The sequence below is a fragment of the Thalassospira sp. genome (assembly GCF_048059015.1).
GTDB lineage: Bacteria > Pseudomonadota > Alphaproteobacteria > Rhodospirillales > Thalassospiraceae > Thalassospira.
In genome coordinates, this window is sequence record NZ_JBLLNT010000012.1 from 138,234 (window position 1) to 156,257 (window position 18,024).

General features: G+C 45.7%; 17 protein-coding genes. All 17 read left to right on the forward strand.

Annotation, left to right across the window (positions count from 1 at the left end):
• The first annotated feature begins 13 nt into the window (after nt 1–13).
• The 17 genes from ACMZ66_RS16245 (at nt 14) to ACMZ66_RS16325 (ending at nt 18,011) form a co-directional block, all read left to right on the forward strand.
• A complete protein-coding gene (locus ACMZ66_RS16245) occupies nt 14–1,228 on the forward strand; it encodes a glycosyltransferase (RefSeq protein WP_416938670.1) in 1,215 nt (404 codons plus the stop codon).
• Nucleotides 1,229–1,374: 146 nt separating this feature from the next.
• On the forward strand, nt 1,375–2,634 hold the full coding sequence (locus tag ACMZ66_RS16250) for a class I SAM-dependent methyltransferase (protein WP_416938672.1): 1,260 nt from the start codon (nt 1,375–1,377) through the stop codon (nt 2,632–2,634).
• 26 nt (nt 2,635–2,660) lie between these two features.
• Nucleotides 2,661–3,728, forward strand: a complete 1,068-nt coding sequence (locus ACMZ66_RS16255; protein WP_416938674.1) for a Gfo/Idh/MocA family protein — start codon at nt 2,661–2,663, stop codon at nt 3,726–3,728.
• Complete coding sequence (locus tag ACMZ66_RS16260) at nt 3,725–4,417, forward strand: cytidylyltransferase domain-containing protein (RefSeq protein ID WP_416938676.1); 693 nt, start codon at nt 3,725–3,727, stop codon at nt 4,415–4,417. Before ACMZ66_RS16255 ends, ACMZ66_RS16260 begins: the two co-directional genes overlap by 4 nt.
• 5 nt (nt 4,418–4,422) lie before the next feature.
• The gene (locus ACMZ66_RS16265) at nt 4,423–5,448 is read left to right on the forward strand and encodes a Gfo/Idh/MocA family protein (RefSeq protein ID WP_416938677.1); all 1,026 of its coding nucleotides are present in this window, start codon (nt 4,423–4,425) and stop codon (nt 5,446–5,448) included.
• Entirely contained in the window at nt 5,441–6,586 is a 1,146-nt protein-coding gene (locus tag ACMZ66_RS16270; RefSeq protein WP_416938678.1) for a DegT/DnrJ/EryC1/StrS family aminotransferase, read from the forward strand. The genes ACMZ66_RS16265 and ACMZ66_RS16270 overlap by 8 nt, the downstream gene beginning before the upstream one ends.
• Complete coding sequence (locus ACMZ66_RS16275) at nt 6,583–7,620, forward strand: NAD-dependent epimerase/dehydratase family protein (protein ID WP_416938680.1); 1,038 nt, start codon at nt 6,583–6,585, stop codon at nt 7,618–7,620. Before ACMZ66_RS16270 ends, ACMZ66_RS16275 begins: the two co-directional genes overlap by 4 nt.
• Before the next feature lie 335 nt (nt 7,621–7,955).
• On the forward strand, nt 7,956–8,387 hold the full coding sequence (locus tag ACMZ66_RS16280; protein WP_416938682.1) for a GNAT family N-acetyltransferase: 432 nt from the start codon (nt 7,956–7,958) through the stop codon (nt 8,385–8,387).
• A 17-nt stretch (nt 8,388–8,404) separates the two neighbouring features.
• Nucleotides 8,405–9,412, forward strand: coding sequence for an N-acetylneuraminate synthase family protein (locus ACMZ66_RS16285; protein WP_416938684.1), 1,008 nt, complete (start codon nt 8,405–8,407; stop codon nt 9,410–9,412).
• Nucleotide 9,413: 1 nt separating this feature from the next.
• Complete coding sequence (asnB, locus tag ACMZ66_RS16290) at nt 9,414–11,093, forward strand: asparagine synthase (glutamine-hydrolyzing) (protein WP_416938686.1); 1,680 nt, start codon at nt 9,414–9,416, stop codon at nt 11,091–11,093.
• Between the two features lie 151 nt (nt 11,094–11,244).
• Nucleotides 11,245–12,363, forward strand: a complete 1,119-nt coding sequence (locus tag ACMZ66_RS16295; RefSeq protein WP_416938688.1) for an N-acetyl sugar amidotransferase — start codon at nt 11,245–11,247, stop codon at nt 12,361–12,363.
• Nucleotides 12,363–12,746, forward strand: a complete 384-nt coding sequence (locus ACMZ66_RS16300; protein WP_416938690.1) for a hypothetical protein — start codon at nt 12,363–12,365, stop codon at nt 12,744–12,746. The genes ACMZ66_RS16295 and ACMZ66_RS16300 overlap by 1 nt, the downstream gene beginning before the upstream one ends.
• A gap of 5 nt (nt 12,747–12,751) precedes the next feature.
• Complete coding sequence (locus ACMZ66_RS16305; RefSeq protein ID WP_416938692.1) at nt 12,752–13,573, forward strand: class I SAM-dependent methyltransferase; 822 nt, start codon at nt 12,752–12,754, stop codon at nt 13,571–13,573.
• Between the two features lie 326 nt (nt 13,574–13,899).
• Nucleotides 13,900–14,712, forward strand: a complete 813-nt coding sequence (locus ACMZ66_RS16310) for a class I SAM-dependent methyltransferase (protein WP_416938693.1) — start codon at nt 13,900–13,902, stop codon at nt 14,710–14,712.
• A gap of 14 nt (nt 14,713–14,726) precedes the next feature.
• Entirely contained in the window at nt 14,727–15,902 is a 1,176-nt protein-coding gene (locus ACMZ66_RS16315; protein ID WP_416938695.1) for a sulfotransferase family protein, read from the forward strand.
• 23 nt (nt 15,903–15,925) lie between these two features.
• Nucleotides 15,926–16,681, forward strand: coding sequence for a class I SAM-dependent methyltransferase (locus ACMZ66_RS16320; protein WP_416938697.1), 756 nt, complete (start codon nt 15,926–15,928; stop codon nt 16,679–16,681).
• 61 nt (nt 16,682–16,742) lie between these two features.
• Nucleotides 16,743–18,011, forward strand: a complete 1,269-nt coding sequence (locus tag ACMZ66_RS16325) for a hypothetical protein (protein WP_416938699.1) — start codon at nt 16,743–16,745, stop codon at nt 18,009–18,011.
• Nucleotides 18,012–18,024 lie beyond the last annotated feature (13 nt).

Here is an 18,024-nt window from a genome sequence, read left to right on the forward strand (position 1 = left end):
GAAGTCCCCATAAATGCTGAGTTCAAGAGAAAAAATCGTCGTTGTAACAGTTGGGTTGCCTCATCCCTCTAAGGGAGCGAGTTCTGTCCTTTTTTTCGAATATATCAAGGCGTTGATCACAGCCGGGTACTTTGTGAAATTGATCGCCATTGCAGAAGGTGAGCAGTTTCGCTCATCGGATATTGCTGATCTCAAGAGTGCAATTGGCTCGATGAATTTTGAGGTAATGGCAAAGGTTTGTGGTTCTCGCGTTTTGCTGCCAAACCAACTCCATATTCATTTTGATAAGCGAATTGAGACTGAAGTTTCCGATGAGGTGAACAAATTTTCACCCGAAATTGTTATTGCTTTTGATATTGCAGCGGCTTTTCTCTTGAGAGGATTGAGAGCCCCGCGAAAGATTGTTTGGTTGGGGGACCTACGTTTCGAGTCGGAGTGGCATCATTTCCGATACAGTGTGAAAGAGCGATGGCGAAACGCTAAACATTTGGCGTACGCTCTAAGTCAAAAGCTGCAATGGCGGCGCATATATAAGACGGCATTGACTGAGTTCTCAGATGTAATTGTCGCGTCGAAATCTTCAGAGAAAGCAATGTTAGAGCTCGGTGTCGAGGCGGCTTTTGCTCCTTATCCTTGGCCTAATGTTGGGGTTGTGGACATCGACACGAAACGGAGATTTCCGGATAAACCAAGTTTTCTCTTCTTTGGCCAGCTGCAGGGGTTAGGGTCCAGGTCGTCTCTTCATTTCGTCTTTCAGAAACTTTATCCTTCACTAATAGAGCAATGGGGGGCTGAAGGTTTTAATATTACAATAGGTGGAGCGAGAACTCTCCCTAGTTGGGTTGAAGCCGAAATTCGGCGAAAGCCAGAAATAAGCTTTGTTGGTTTCATCGCCGATTTAACAGAGCAACTTTCTGCTGTACATGCAGTTATCGTGCCAGTTGATGTTCCTGTTGGTAACCGAAGCCGCATTATTACCGCGCAGGCTAAACGCGCTCTTGTTATTGGCCACAGAAACACAGCTTTAGGAAACCCTTATTTGATCGACGGTAAGACATGTTATCTTGCTAGCGATGCCCGAGGTTTTGCCGAAGCTATGAAGTCAGCCGTGGAAAGTCCGGTTCGCACTCTGAAGATTATTGATGAGGCCGAGAAGTGCTATAAACAATCATATGATCCTGAGATAGCTGCTAAAGCCTTAGTTTCTCTCTTGTCAAACTCAGTTTGAGTTGTGTTTACCTGTAGATATAGAATTTTATGCAAAGATGGATTATACCCACAAAACTTCATTGATCGCATAACAACAGATTGTTGACCGTAATATGTTCTGATTGCTCGCTTCGGAATCAGAGTTCTTTAAATTGGAGTGTTAACGTGCCGATTGAACATGATTTGCCGGTTGGCAAAATCAATTGCTGCCAAGTATGTGGTAGTGAAAAGCTGCACCTGGTTGTTGATTTGGGGCATCAGCCACCTTGCGATAGTTTGCTGTGGTCACCTCAATTAGATGACGCAGAGAAGTCTTATCCATTGCGCTTTCTTGTTTGTGAAGACTGCTCTCTCGGACAAATTGATTATGCGGTTGCACCTGAAGAACTGTTCTTCCCAGACTATCCTTATAGAAGTGGCATTACGGCAACGTTGGTTGACAAGCTAAGTCAAACCGCTGTTTCAACTTTGTCACGGTTTAAATTGCCTGAGAATGCTCTTGTAATGGACATCGGCTCGAATGACGGCACGGTTCTAAGTGCTTTTAAAGAGCGAGGGATGAAGGTTCTTGGTGTCGAAGCAACGAACATCGCAAAGATCGCCAATGAGAATGGGATTGAGACGCTGCAGGCGTTTTTCAATGAGGAATTGGCTTCCGAAGTCCATCAGTCCTACGGTACCGCAAGTGTTATTTGTGCGACAAACGTTTTCGCTCACATTTCAGGGTTGGGCAGTATAATGAGGGGAGTATCGTCGTTGTTGGACGACGGCGGCGTTTTTGTCACTCAGTCACACTACCTTCTGGATCTGCTAGAGACGAACCAATACAATTCGATATACCATGAGCATTTGCGTTACTATACGCTTAAGTCTCTTATCGTACTGTTTGAGCAATACAATTTCACAGTCACAGATGTAGAGCGGATAGACAACTACGGTGGCTCCATCCGAGTTTTTGCGGTCAAAGGTTCTGGGCGCGAGGTTTCGGCGGCTGTTACTGCTTTGCTAGAAGAAGAAGAGAAGGCAGGTCTATACGATCTAGAAGTCTATCGTACATTTGCTCAAAGGCTGATAACTGCGAAACGAGATCTCTTGACTCTCGTTGTGTCGGCTTGCAGTCAAGGTAAAAAGGTTGTCGGCATCGGTTGTCCTGGACGGTCAAGCACACTTATGAATTTTACTGGTCTTGCTCCTGACTTGGTCCCTTACATTGCAGAGCAGTCTACCTCGCTTAAGCTCGGCTTATTTTTACCCGGACTGCATGTTCCAATCATCGATGAAAAAGTAATGTTCGAAGAACAACCTGACTACGCGATCATGCTGTCATGGCACTACGCGGATCCTATTATTCAGAAGCTTCGAGCAAAGGGCTTAAAATCAAAAATCATTCTGCCTTTGCCGGAAGTTACTGTTATCGAGAATTAACTTGTTAGCGTTGGGACCCTGTTGGAATGGTTAAGGTAGGCATAGTAGGGATGGGGTTTGGAGCAGCTGTACACATCCCTGCTTGTTTGCTAACTGATGGCGTTGAGCTTGTGGCTCTGGCAGATGGCGGCTCAGGTAAAGCTATTCGTCGTGCTTCGGAGCTTTCTTTTCCAGTACAAGTGTTTAACAATGGTGAAGCGGCTGTATGCTGGAGTGGGTTGGACATTGTTTGTATTGCTTCTCCGGCAACGACACAGTTCGAGCTGGTTCGGCGTGCTCTTTACGCAAATAAACATGTTATTTGTGAGAAGCCTTTCACTACTAGTTCGGCCCAAGCGACAGAGCTGATGAAGTTAGCAATACAACGAGATTTAAATATCGGTGTTTGCTATGAGTTTCGCTACAATTCACATATCTCAAAGCTTTCAAGTTTGGCAGGAAGTGGTGAATTTGGCGATATAAATAGGCTTGCTGTTACTTGGCATGCAAACTCTGGCCTAAGTCCGAGCCGAAAGTGGTCTTGGAAGAATGATGGGTCCCAAGCCGGAGGCGTCCTAACAGATTGGTGCAGCCATGCTATCGACTACGGTAGTCTGATACTCGAAAGTAGGATTGAGAGAGTAGCGTGTCGTCTAGGAAGCCGGGTTTCACACTTAGATAACGACTTTGGAAAACGTAAGTTGGTAACTGCGCCAGATTTTTGCGAACTCCACTGCCAGTTCGAGAATGGGGTTTGGGCAACCTTTTCGGTTTCAAATACGCAGCCGAATGGCATGGGACACAGAATTGAGTTGTTTGGTGACGCAGGATGGGCTCGTTACCATTTGAGGCCACCATACACTCTCAACGACAAATCTTTGATTTGGTGTGGTAAAAGCGGTTCGGGCGATTATAGATTTTGTGACGTTGGCAATGCCGACGATCGGGTCCAAGCTATGTCTGGTTTTATGAGAGACTATACAGCGCTTGTTAATCTCGGGCAGGCGTCAAAAAAGCTTCCGACTTGTAAAGACGCGATTTACGTTTGGCAGGTGATTGAGGCAGCAGAAAGATCTTTTGCTGAGGGTCAAGGCTTTCAGCGAGTGATGCAATGACACGCATTGTATGCGTTGTGCAAGCGCGGATGTCCTCACGAAGGTTACCTGGCAAAGTGCTAATGGAAGTGCGTGGTCGTCCTATGTTGGGCTACACGATTGATCGTTTGCGAAAAGCTACAGCGTTTGACTGTCTAATTTTGGCGACATCAGATAAACCGGAAGATGATGTTGTCGCTGCTTTTGGAGAGACAGAGGGCATCCAGTGCCACAGAGGTTGCCTGAATGAGGTTTCCAATCGCATCTTAGCTGCGGGTGAAAATGCGGATGCTGACGCTATTATAAGAATAAGCGGCGATAGTCCCCTTATTGATCCAAGGGTCGTTGACCAAGTAACGAACTGTTACAGAATGAATAGGGGATTAGATCTTGTTACAAACGTGCAGAAACGTACCTTTCCCAAGGGGCAGTCGGTTGAGGTGTTTTCAACGGTGGCAATGAGAAGGCTTCTTGGTTCAAAGCTGACAGCTCACGAATTAGAGCATGTGACCCTGGGTTTCTATCAACGTAGTAGATTGTTCAGTATAAAGAATGTTATCAACGCGAGGGATTTATCATCGGTTCAATTGTCGGTGGACACCGAAGAAGACATGAAGCAGTTTGAGGCCTTGGTTGAATATTTCGAAACAGATTTAATTCATACCGGTTTTGAAGATCTAGCTGTGGCATGCACTAGAATAAAGAGTTGAACCAGATGACGAAGATAAAAGCTGGTGTTATTGGCCTTGGCGTGGGTGAGCAACACATCTACGGCTATGAGAAGTGTGATTGTGAAGTTATTGCCCTATGTGACAAGGATGCCGAAAAAAGGCAACAAGCTGCAATAAAGTTCCCAAGCTGCAAAGTTTATGAAACCGCTGAAGAGATGATTGCCGCTGGAGAAATTGATGTAGTTTCAATCGCGAGCTTTGATCAGGATCACGCGCCCCAAATACTCTCTGCGCTTAAGAAGGGTATACATGTGTTTTCTGAAAAGCCGCTGTGCTTGAAAGAAAGCGAGTTAGACGACATCTACGCGGAACTCGCAAGCCGACCAGGTCTCAGGCTTTCAACCAACACGATCTTGAGATTGAGTGAACGCTTCACGGAAGTGAAGCTGAAGATAGATGGTGGCCAGTTAGGTGAGCTTTACTATGTGGAAGCAGACTATAACTACGGCCGTTTGCACAAACTAATGTCTGGGTGGAGAGGTGACATCAGTGAGTACTCCGTAATGCTAGGAGGGGGGGTTCACATGGTGGACCTTCTAATATGGCTCGCTGGATCCACTGTTGTTGAAGTCCAAGCTTATGGGAACAAGTTCTGCAGTAAAGGTGCTAGTTTCAAAACGCCCGATATGGTTGTTGCGTTGATGCGATTTGAAAATGGCGTTGTCGGGAAGGTGGCAGCGAACTTTGGTTGCGTTTACCCGCATTTTCATAAAGTGTCGTTATATGGAACAGATGGTACCTTCGAGAATGCCAGAAATGGCGGTGAACTCATTCTAAGTAGAGATCCAAACAGTGAACCCTTCAGCCTGACATCTCCTTACCCAGGGGCGTCTAAAGGCGATTTGATACCAAGTTTCATTCAGGCCGTACAAGGGCAAGGTGACCCTATCGTATCAGAAAAAGATGTCTATAGTGCTGTATCAGCCTGTCTGGCGATCGATTTATCTCTTTCGGAAGGGAAGTCGGTAAAGGTTAAACAATATCAAGATACCTTGAGGAAACATGCGTAATATTCCGTTTGGCAAACCGATTATTGGTGAAGAAGAACGTAGAGCGGTTATGGAGGTCTTGGATGGACCTCAACTTGTCCATGGTCCTAGGGCAAAGAAGTTTGAGTCAAATTTTTCTAGCGTTCTTGGGGGGGGGCATGCACATAGTCTTGCGTCCTGTACCGCAGGTCTTCACTTGGCTTATGTTTTCTTGGGGCTCGGAGAAGGGGACGAGGTTATTGTCCCAGCTCAGACCCACGTTGCTACAGCCCACGCAGTGGAATACACCGGAGCAAAGCCAGTTTTTGTGGATGTCGATATCACGACCGGCAACATTGACCTCAATCTGGTTGAAGAAGCTATTACTCCCCGGACAAGAGCGATCTGCGTCGTGCACTATCTAGGGCTTCCTCTAGATATGGATCGAGTGAACGAATTAGCGCGCAAACATGACATATTTGTTGTCGAAGACGCAGCTCTTGCACTTGGAGCAAAATACAAAGGTCGAAGTGCTGGCCTGCTCGGCGATGTAGCATCTTTTTCTTTCTACCCTGTCAAACACATTACAACTGCAGAAGGTGGAATGATAACGACGAAGCATGAGCATATTGCGAACAAATTTGCTCGTCTCAAGGCTTTCGGTTACGACAAAATGGTTGGTGAACGGGTTGTGCCTGGGCTTTATGACGTGGATATGCTTGGATACAATTACAGGATGAATGAGCTTGAAGCAGCTATCGGTGTTGAACAGCTGAAGCGTCTTCCAGCTCTGCTCCAAGCGCGCAAGGCAAATGATTCTGTCTTACGTCGTGAGTTAAGGAATGTACCCGAATTACAAATTCTTTCTGACGGGGGTGGGGACTTCGAACATGCTCATTATTGCATGGTTGTTGTCCTTGAAGACCAGCTAGCATCGCATAGATATGAAATCATTGAGGCGATGAAAAAATCTGGTGTTGGGGTAAGTATATATTACCCTGGACCGGTTCCTCACCTCACCTACTATCGTGACAAATATGACCTTAGCAATAGGGCTTACGAAAACGCATCACGCATAAGCAATAACTCGATTGCTCTCTCGGTTGGGCCTCACCTTGATTCTGAGGATATGCTCTACACAGCTGCGGCACTCAAATCTGCAATCCAGGAAGTGAAATGATGGACTTAAATATCGCTGGTAAACGTATAGCAATCATCGGTGGGGCCGGTTTTATTGGCCATAATTTAGCAATAGAGCTTAAAAAACTTGGGGCAGAGCCGCATGTGGTCGATAGCCTGCAGGTGAACAATTTGGGGGCCTTCACTAGTGAAATGGAGGTTAACCCGAATGCGCAACTTTACATTGAGTTCATCAACGAACGCCTAGACGAGTTGCGCGCTGCGAATATTCCTCTTCATATCGTGGACGCAAGAGATTACTCGGTGCTTTCACCGCGATTATCTTCCATCAAGCCTGATGTCGTTATTCAGCTAGCAGCGGTAGCACATGCTAACCGTGCAAATAAAGATCCATATCATACATTTGATCATAGCATGCGTACGCTAGAAAATGCTTTGGATTCTGTAAAAGGATATAGGCCCCAATTCATTTATTTCTCATCATCAATGGTTTACGGAGACTTTGGCGGAGATGTGGTAACTGAAGATCGCCGATGTGAACCTATGGGAATATATGGTGCATTGAAGTACGCCGGAGAAAAGCTAGTTATTGCATACAGCCAAGTATGTGACATCCCTTATACTATTGTTCGACCTTCAGCGTTGTACGGCGAACGCTGTGTAAGTCGTAGGGTCGGGCAAGCCTTTATTGAGAACGCTATTCGCGGAAAAGATCTGACAATTAATGGCGACGGCAGCGATGCGCTTGATTTTACTTATATCCAAGACTTGATCCAAGGCGTTATCTTGAGTATCGGAAAACCTGAAGCATACAACCAAGTATTTAATATGACTTACGGCTCAGCCAGAACTTTAAACCACTTGGCTGAAACCGTCACTTCACGTTTCCCTGGTGTTAAGGTCAATTACAACCCGAGAGATAACTTGATGCCGGAGAGGGGGACTCTCAGCATAGAAAAGGCGAGGCGGTTGATTGGCTATAACCCTCAGTATTCGGTTGAGAAAGGTTTTGTCAATTATATCGAATGGTATAAGGGCTTGGCAGAGCGACGTCCTGAATTGCTTGCAGAATAGCTGGGGGCGCACTTTCCGACATGCAAATTATCTCGCATCGCGCAGTTGAGGATAGGTGGCTAACCAAGTTGGTAGGGAGGCCGTGTTTCAACATATTGCAAAATGATGAAGGAACATGTGTTAGCTCGCTTCCGGACCAACTACATCAGGATTATGCTTTTTCTAGTTGGAAGATTAGTGAGCAAGACTTGGTGCTGTCTGAGTACGCGCAATCGATTGGTTTCAACCATGTGGAAACCTCGCTACTGTTCTGTTTGTCGCCTAAAAAGGTTCGAAGGCCGATTGCAACCTCGTTTTGCCGTATATATGAAGCAGTCCCAGAAGACGAGAGAGCCGTGGTTGAGATTGCAAGGAGTGCATTCTCATTTACAAGGTTTCACCGAGACCGCAGGCTTGGAACTGAAATTGGCGACCTTGTGAAAGCTGCTTGGGTGCAAAACTATTTTCGAGGTCAACGGGGTGACGGTATGTTGGTCGCCCATATGGATGATCAAGTAGTTGGGTTTCTCCTGTACATGAGAAGTGCGACTGGAGATTTAGACATTGACCTGATTGCTGTCGCCCGTCATGCAACCCGTCAAGGGGTTGGTCAACAGCTCATTCTTGCGCTTATAGACAAGTTAGAATTAAAGCAACTCGTCAAAGTCGGAACGCAAGCATGCAATATTCCATCGCATAATCTTTATTCAGGTTTGGGTTTCCAGCTAATGAAGACAGTAAATGTTCTTCACTTTCATGCCGACGACCCAGTAGAACGTGAAGCCTAACATCTGGAGCCGTCAAAGTGAAAATCGGTCATGTGAACCTCTCTGAAGAAGTCCTTTTGATCGCTGAGATCGGAAACAACCATGAGGGTGATTTCTCTCTTGCAGAGCGGTTAATTAATCTTGCTGCAGAAGCAGGAGCGCAAGCCGTTAAGTTCCAGACGATTGATCCTACTAAGTTGGTCAGCGCTTCTGAATATGAACGCATAAAGCAATTAGAGCGCTTTAGCTTTTCCCCTAAACAACATGAAATGTTGGCGAGGATTGCGGATAAAGCTGGCGTGATGTTTATGTCCACACCATTTTACCTTGATGCTGTAGAATGGCTTTCAGACTTGGTTCCAGCCTTCAAAATTGCATCGGGAGACAATGACTTCTTACCGCTACTGCAAAAGGTTGCGCTAACCCAGAAGCCAGTGATTCTATCGACAGGCATGATCGATTACCCAGCGGTTCACAAGGCTGCTCTTGAAATTCGAAAGATATGGAAAGGTAACCAAGTGGATCCGGGCTTAGCATTGCTCCACTGCGTGTCAGCCTATCCTGCAGATCCTAAAGATGCAAATCTGGGTGTTATCCCTCTTCTTCGCAAGTATGGAGATGAAGTTGGGTACTCTGACCACACTCTTGGTACCGAGGTGGCTTTGATGTCGGTGGCGGCAGGTGCCAGGATTGTTGAAAAGCATTTCACCATTGATAAGCACCATTCCGCCTTTAGGGATCACCAACTCTCTGCCGACCCTGATGAGTTGCGCTATCTCTCCGAGCAGATTAAGCGTGTATCCGAAATCTTTGGGAGCACTCAAAAAGTTGCACAAGAGAGTGAGCAGAGCGTGGAAACAGCTGCAAGGCGCTCGATTGTCGCCGCCAATGATCTCCCTGCAGGGCACATTCTCAGGTTTGAGGACCTCGCATGGCTTCGGCCATCTGGAGGTATATCCCCGCTTCACACCGACAGAGTAATCGGAAGCAGGCTCGCCAGCGCTGTAAAAAAGGGTGAACAGCTCAGCTTGAAGGTAATTAGTTAGCATGTGTGGTATTGCAGGTTATTTTGGTTTTGCAGAGATATCAAACATGCGTTTGGATCAATGTATGGAAGCCATGCGGCGCAGAGGGCCGGACGATGAGGGGCGAATTACTAGAGAGATCAGTTGTGGCAGAAATCTCTATCTTATTCACTCGAGGTTGAGTGTTATCGATTTGGATGAGCGGTCTCGCCAGCCTTTTGAGCACGCAGGCGACCTTCTTTGCTATAATGGTGAAATTTATAATTACTTAGAACTCAAATCTTCCTTGAGAATGGCGGGATATAGTTTTTCAACCTCAAGTGATACCGAGGTGCTTGCCCAATATCTATCTCAAAATGGTATGAAAAATATTTCCTCTTGTGAGGGAATGTGGGCTTTCGCATGGTTTGATCATAATAGCGAGAACTTATTTCTTTGTAGAGACCGCTTTGGTGAAAAGCCTTTATACTACTATGAAGATGAGTCAGGTGTCTATTTTGGTTCAGAGCCGAAGTTTATTTTTGCACTTCTGGGAAAAAATCTCGCAATAAATCCTGAGCATTTGCGTCGCTTTTTGGTTCATGGATATAAATCATTATACAAAAATGGTGAGACCTTTTTTTCTGATTTACGAGAAGTCGTTCCTGGTTGTTATCGTAGGTATGGTCCTGATGGAAATGATGAGCAAAGATACTGGTCGCCCAACCTCAACGCTCAAGATCGGACGTTAACGTATGACGATTTTGTTGAGTTAACAAAATCAGCTCTTGTTCGTTCTGTGGAGCTACGGTTACGCGCAGACGTACCAATCGCATTTTGCCTTAGTGGCGGTGTCGACTTAAACGCCCTAATCTCAATAGCTAAGCGCAAGTTGGGATATGATGTGCATGGCTTTACTATTATGAATACCGATGAGCGCTACGAAGAGCGTGAGATGGTCGAAACTGCAATCGACAGTCTAGGTTTGCGGCATACGGAAGTGCCCGTATCTACGGACAACTTCATGAGCAACTTACGCGAACTCATTAAATATCATGACGCGCCGATCTATACGATCACCTATTATGCTCAGTGGCAATTGATGGAAGCAGTTAAGAGAGCAGGGTATAAGGTATCGGTGAGCGGCACTGCGGCAGATGAGTTGTTTAGTGGCTACTACGATCATCACAACGCTTATATTGCTGCGATGAGATATTACGGAAAGACGCACTACGAAAAAGCGCTAGAAAATTGGGGGCGTGTAGTTAAGCCGATTGTAAGAAATCCATATCTTCAAGACCCAGAATATTTTGTTAAACATCCAGAGAGCCGAGACCACATTATTCTTGGGGCAGATGTTTTCTCTTCAATGCTTAAAGAGCCATTCAATGAAGACTTCGGAGAAGTAAGCTACGCCAAGGAGTTATTACGTAACCGTATGGCAAACGAGTTGTTTCACGAATCAGTTCCGGTGATTTTGCACGAAGACGATCTGAATGCGATGTATCACTCTATTGAGAACCGATCGCCTTTCTTGGACACTGCTCTTTTTGAGGTTGCACAGAGTATACCAACAGAACACCTAATCCAAAACGGTATTGCAAAATCAGTTTTGAGGGAAGCTGTGCGAGGTTTGGCGCCGGATGCGATTATAGATAACCCAAGAAAAGTTGGTTTCAATGCTCCCCTGTTCGATTACTTAGATGTTAAAATCCTGAGGTGATTGATGAGCTGTTGGCAGAAAGCCCAATTTTTGACTATGTCAAGAAGGACGAAATAGAACCGTTGTTGGGATCTGCAGCGCTGCCAAATAGCAGGAGTAAGTTCTTATTTAACTTTGTGTGCGCGAAACTGTTTCTGGAGGAGTTTTCGTGATGAGGTGGTGTTCAAATTGTTTGCTGCCCGACACGCGACCTTTCTTAAGAATTGAAAGCGACGGTAGATGTAACGCATGCCATTCTCATTCAGGTAAAGAAAATATAGATTGGCGCGGTCGTGAAAAGTCATTTCAAAGCGTCGTCGCGCACGCGAAGAGAAACTCTGTTGGTTATGACTGCCTAATTCCGGTTAGCGGTGGTAAAGACAGTACTTGGCAAACAATTAAGTGTCTTGAATACGGTTTAAAGCCGCTGGCCGTGACATGGAAAACGCCGGGTAGAACAAGTGTTGGGTATAAGAACCTCCAGAATTTAATCGCGTTGGGTGTGGATCATATCGACTTTCAGGTAAGCCCAAAGGTCGAGGCAGCTTTCATGCTTGAGGCATTTGAGCGATTGGGGTCGACCGGGATTCCGATGCATTTGGCACTTTTTAATATTCCACTCTCACTCGCAATCAAATTCAATATACCCCTTGTTATTTGGGGGGAGAACTCTGCCTTCGAGTATGGTGCTGATAATGAGAAGGATACTGGGTTTAACTTAACGAGCGATTGGTTGAAGAAGTATGGTGTGACCCACGGTACTACTGCGAAGGATTGGATCGGGGATAGTCTAACTAAAAATGACCTTGTCCCATACATTGGGCCTTCCTCTAGAGAATTAGAGCAAGCTGGAGTACGTGCTGTTTTCTTGGGGTACTATTTTGAATGGGATCCACAAACGACGAGCCAGATAGCCCGTGAACACGGCTTTGTGTCAAGTGACTCCGGTGCGAGAGTCGGATATTACGACTATGCTGATATTGATGATGATTTTATCTCACTTCATCATTGGTTGAAGTGGCACAAGTTTGGGTTTACGCGTACGTTTGACAATCTTTCTCTGGAAATCCGGAATGGCAGAATTAGCCGCTCAGATGCTATCGAGTACATTCGCTCGAAAGGCGACGAAACCCCACACGATGACATTGAAAAATTTTGCGTTTTTTCAGGCATAACTAGTGACCAGTTTTTTGCTATCGCGGAAAAGTTCCGGAATCCTGAAATTTGGCGTCAGGATCGTGATGATAGATGGTATATAAAAGATTTCCTGATTCCTGACTGGAAATGGTAATGAAATTTAACCAAAAAAGCCCACCAAGACAGTTTGAAGTGGGAAATGCCGTAAGATTTTATATGGAGGATTGCGGCAGCATATATCTGAACCCGAATGAGCAGGTTACTTTCGTGACCGATGACGGTGCGGAATATGACGTAGCAAAAAAAGATTGGGGATACTATGCGACACCGTCTTTGAACGGTCGTCTTTCTCAATTTGGCTTTCGTACATTTCTTATAAAGAATACAATCACCGGTCGTTTTTTTATATTTCTCGTCGAAAGCGGTAAGGAAGATCCATTTAACTTATATTTGCGCCAGGAGTTACTAGCTGTGGTCGTGGAGTTGAGTGACGATGAGCAGCTTGAAGCTCTCGTAAAGCTATCGAGTCAAGGCTAATTATTATGGTTATGTTGAAAGATTTGGCATGTATTTGTGGGGGGCGAGCTCTCAGGAAACACTTCGAATATTTTGAGGCTCCGCGAGGAGAAACAGCATTCAATCTAAAAAACAAAGATTATTATCGTGCTTATTACTGTTGTGAGGCCTGTGGACATTTCATTGGTGGCCATGAATTAGATTTGTCAGACCTTTATTCAGGCGACTACGTCGATGCTACATACGGTGGTGTTGCGGGCATGAAAAGTTGGCTTGAAAAGATTTTGTCGCTCCCACAAAGCCAGTCGGACAATGCTGCACGGGTGTGCAGGATCAGTGATTTCGCCGCAACTCGTTTTGGTGAGGGGCACAGGTGCAATGTTCTTGATGTTGGCGCAGGTATTGGCGTTTTTCCTGCTGCTTTGAAAAAAAATGGCTGGTCGGTTACCGCAGTAGAACCTGATGAGAGGACTGTTAAGCACCTCAGAGACTGTGTGAATGTTGAGGCGTTTTGCGAGAACCTATTTGATTTAAGCCCGACGCAGATAGGCTACTTTGATTTGGTGACATTTAACAAAGTCCTTGAGCATGTCGAGTACCCAGCGGAGCTTCTATTAAAATCTTCGGAATTTCTAACTGATGGTGGTGCAATATACGTCGAGCTTCCCGATGTAGCGGCTTCGACGGAAGGTCAAGGTAGGGAAGAGTTTTTTGTAGAGCATCATCATGTCTTCTCACCTGCTTCATTCTGCATTCTTGGTGAAAGGGCTGGTTTAAGTTTAGCTCAACTTATGCGGCTTAGGGAGCCTAGCAATAAGTTTACTCTAGCTGGCTTTTTCACGAAATGAGACTTTGATCGGATTAATTATGAGTAGTTGGCAGCGATTGGCCCCGTTACAGGCTCCCTCGACGAAAGTTTCTAATGAAACGTGGGTCTATCAGTCTAGTGATGGCAAGCAACTAGAATTCCCAATGGAAATAACAAACGGAAAGGATTTCGATCCGCTCTCGCTTAAGGGGGAAGCTCGAAGAGGTCAGCGAGTACGCTGAATTTCTGAATGCGACTTCGAAGCTGCTATATGACGATCCTTCGAAGTTAGTTGCTCTTGGAAGCTGTCCTTGTTGCGGTGCTTCAACAAAAACCTCTTGCTCAGAAACCGATGAATTTGTCGGGGTGCGCCTTACGCGGTGTGATGTTTGTCGCCACGGCTTTTTTGCACATCAACCAACAGAAGAGGTTTTGAGGGAAGTCTTTGCAGAATCAGAGGCCCACTCTTCTACGTACGTAGACATAGAACAAGTTGAGGCAAGGCTTAGTGGGATTATTGCACCGAAGGTACAGTGGCTCCTCGATTTGTATGCTTCAAGATACCAATCAGTTCCTAGATGCGCTGTTGATGTGGGGGCTGGAGGTGGGCACTTTGTCGAGGGAATGAGGCGATTAGGAGTTCATACAGACGGGTATGAGATTAGTCGGAAGTCGCGGGCTTTCGCGAGAGAAGCGTTCGGTTTGAACTTGATTAGTGATGACTTTTTGGCAGCCAATCGAGAAGCTGTTGATGTAGTGACCTTCTGGGGATTGCTGGAATACACTCCGCAGCCAAAGGCATTTCTGGAAGCAGCCCGTCGGCAAATGTCCCCAGAGAACGGCTTGCTTGTCGTTGAGGTCCCGAGGGTTGATTGTTTTGGAACTGCTGTGCAGTCTGAAAATTCGCGCTCAATCGCTCGCCATCTTGACCCGACTTCACATGTGAATACGTTCTCGGACGCCGCGATAGCGACAGTATTGGTGGAAAGTGGTTTCCAACCTATTGCTGCTTGGTATTTTGGAATGGATGTCTACGAGTTCATTATTCAAGCTGCTTTAAGGTTAGAAGACGAAGCCGTGATAGATAAACTCTCCGGAATGCTTCCAAAGTTGCAACAGTCCTTAGATCTTGGGCGTCAGTCAGATGATCTGGTTGTTGCTGCGATTCCGATAATCTAAGAGCAAACTGAAAGATGAGTTCTCCAACTCCACTGTTTGTTTTCGGTGTCGCTAGATCTGGTACAAATTTGGTTGCTGGAATGCTGAATGCGCATTCCCGTATCAAATTAGCGCTTGATCCACTGCTGCCTTTCTTTCGGGCATTGCGTGACGAATGGGTGTGCTACTCAAATAATCAGGATCTCATCAAGGCATTTCCTTCTGGCGTTGCCCTACAGGACTACTATTTTCATGACTTTGGGACGGACTTGTTAGATTTGGTTTGGAATGGGAACCTTTCAACGGCGGTGACTGAGCCAAAACTCATTGAGGCGATTTCTCAGAGAGCATCTTTGGAGTCATTGGAGCTTGCGGAAGAATTTTCCACTTTGCGTGGCGCGGCCTATAAAGATGTGTTGGACAACTTGTTGCTGAAATGTGCTGGGGAAGATTGCGAAAGCTTGAAATTTGTGGGGACTAAAGAAGTTTGGACTACAGAATTTATCCCAACACTACTGCGGCAGTATCCGAAAGCTAGGGCAATCATAGTACGTCGTGACCCCAGGGCTGTTGTTGCTTCGATGACAGAAATGTCCCGAAAAGATCCTAGCCAATCCGCTCATATTATTTCTTATCTTCGCCATTGGCGTAAAGACTTTGCCGTTGCAATTGAATTGTCTGAGGCCGAGGAGTTTCGCTCCAGAGTTTCTATTGTAAAATATGAGGATATTGTTTCTCGGCCCCAATATGGTATTGCAAAACTGTGTGGCTTCTTAAGGTTGCCGCTCGAGGCTGAAATGCAGATCCCAGTTATGGGGCGTGGCGGCCAACAGTATTCAAATAGTAGTTACGGGGAGTTCAAAGGGATAAGCCCTAGCTCATTGAGACGCTGGCCAGAGGTGCTAGATGAGGCTACAGTCGCAACAATTGAGTTTATATGTGGTCCTGAAATGGTCGCGAGCGGATATGAAATCTCTCGTCAAAATTTATTCGCCAAAGACGCGAGCATTGCCAGAGTGTTTCGAGAAGCAGATGCAAACGGTGGGTCTTGGCGCTGTGATACTGGTGCAGTGTCGACACAACTACATTCCGAATTAACCCAACTCAAGATGTGTGATCGTTTGGTAAGCTTTTGCGAAGATGAAGTTCGCAAAAATTTCTTGTTCGAAAAGGCGTATCTCAAGTGTATCGAAGCATTTGAGCTGGACTGAGTTCGATTTTTGATAGGATAGAGATGGCTGAAAAATTCTCTTATGAGCAATACGTATCCGATGCGGACTTTCTGAGAAAGTATAATGACTATCAAAGTCGTTACTCTGAAAAAGTGCGTGAGAGCGACAAGGTGATCGTTTCTATTGTCAACAGTTTGACTAGTAAGATCAACACGCATCGTCCTGTTTTGCTGGATATAGGGTGTTCAACTGGCAATCTTCTGATGCATCTGCGAGATGCTGTGCAATCGATAGACTATATTGGTGGAGACCTCGCACAATCATCGCTAGAACAATGTAGATCAAATCCTAAGCTCAGCGGGATCAATTTTGAGCTGCTCGATATTTTAGATTTACCGGTGTCTAGCTACGACATCGTAGTGGTCAACGCAGTGCTCTACATGTTCAGCGAAAAACAGTACGATGCTGCAGTCCGAAGCATCTCGAAGTCCCTTAAGCCCGGCGGAGTGGTTATTATTTATGACTTCGCTCATCCCTTCGAGCATCAGGATTTAGAGATATTTGAGACGAGTGTATTGCATCCGGACGGCTTGAGGCTTTGTTTCCGTCCGATGAAGAAAGTTAGAGAGAAATTGGTTGCAGCTGGGTTCTCAGATGTTGAGTTTTCGCCGTTTGAGCTGCCGATCGATCTTCCAAAGCCGCCCTACGATGAAGAAGTAGTTACATACACTGTAAACGACTCTTTGGCTCATAAAATGATGTTCCGTGGAGTTCTTTATCAACCTTGGTGTCATATGGTAGCGCACAAAGCTAACTAACAAGATGAAGTCCGTTCTGTTCGTTATAAGCATATATAATTACCACAGGGAAGTTTTCCCTGTGGTTTCTTATTTTCGAGGTCAAGGTCAGAATGTGTCGGTGTTAATTGGCTGGGAGGGGCCTACAAGTCTCAAAGCCGTTTCTGATTATCAGGCGTTGGGGTGCAATGTTGACCGTGTGCCGACAGAGTTTGCATATCGCGATACTCAATCGGTCAAGGATATGAGTTTGAGTTCCGCTCCATGCTCGGCTGATAAGAGTAAAAATGGTAATCCGTTTGTTGGCCTCAAGAGAGTAATTCGATACGCAAAGTTGATTGCATCGAAATCGTCTTTGTTGAAGCGTTCAGTGGACGCGGGGAGTAGATTATCCTCCATGATCAAGGTGCGTAGATACGCTCGGCAACTCTTAGAGGAAAATACTCCGAAATGTTTGTTTCAAGGACCATTCCACAGCATCGGAAAGTTTGATAATGCGCTTTATCTTGAAGCGGAAAAGTTGGGAGTAAGTAGATACTGCTATCCTGTATCCGCCTACCATGGTCGAGACAATGTGCTCAACGCGAGGCATGGTAATATTCAGGCGGGAATGCTCGATGATAAGCTCTGGTGCGATTACGATTTGTGGAATAAGACTCTTGCATTTCTTATGCCTAGTCTAGTTCGGGGCCGGAAAGGACGAAGTTTTTTTATTGAAGACCCATTTATTCTGCTCGCTGCGATTGCAAGTGGGACGTCATTAGAAGATCCTTGGCAAAAGCCTCAGCCCGGATTTGAAAAAGTTTTTGTCTACTCGTCTTTCTCAGCTGCTTTACTTGATGATGGAACCTTTCCAATGAGTAAAGTTAGTATTTGCGGCATTCCATTGCTGGATTCAGTGATTGAGAATTTGAAAGATGATGTCAAATTAGCAACAGTCTACGACCATATCGGCGTCGAAAGAGGCGAAGCATTTATTTTGTTTAATGTGGAGCCATCTTTAGAGCATCATTATGCCCAACCGGACAAGCATTGGCGCAACTTTGAAGAAATGATGGAGGTTGCGACATCGTTCGGAGTGCCTGTCGTCCTGTCGTTGCACCCATTGTGCAACTATGAGGACTATAAGTTTGCTGAGGAAGGGTTTGGCGTGTCGATTTCAACCAAGTTCAAGATCCACACGTTGTATCCACTGGCGTCCATCGTTCTTTCTTTCCCGTGTTCGACCAATATTATGGCGGAGATATTTGCAAGACCACTAGTCATATACGATCTTTTCGGCATTGCTTCAAAAGAGAACGGCAGAGAGAGAGTTCCGGTTGCCGTATGCAAAGATTGGGGCTTCAGTTGAGGAAGTTCGATTG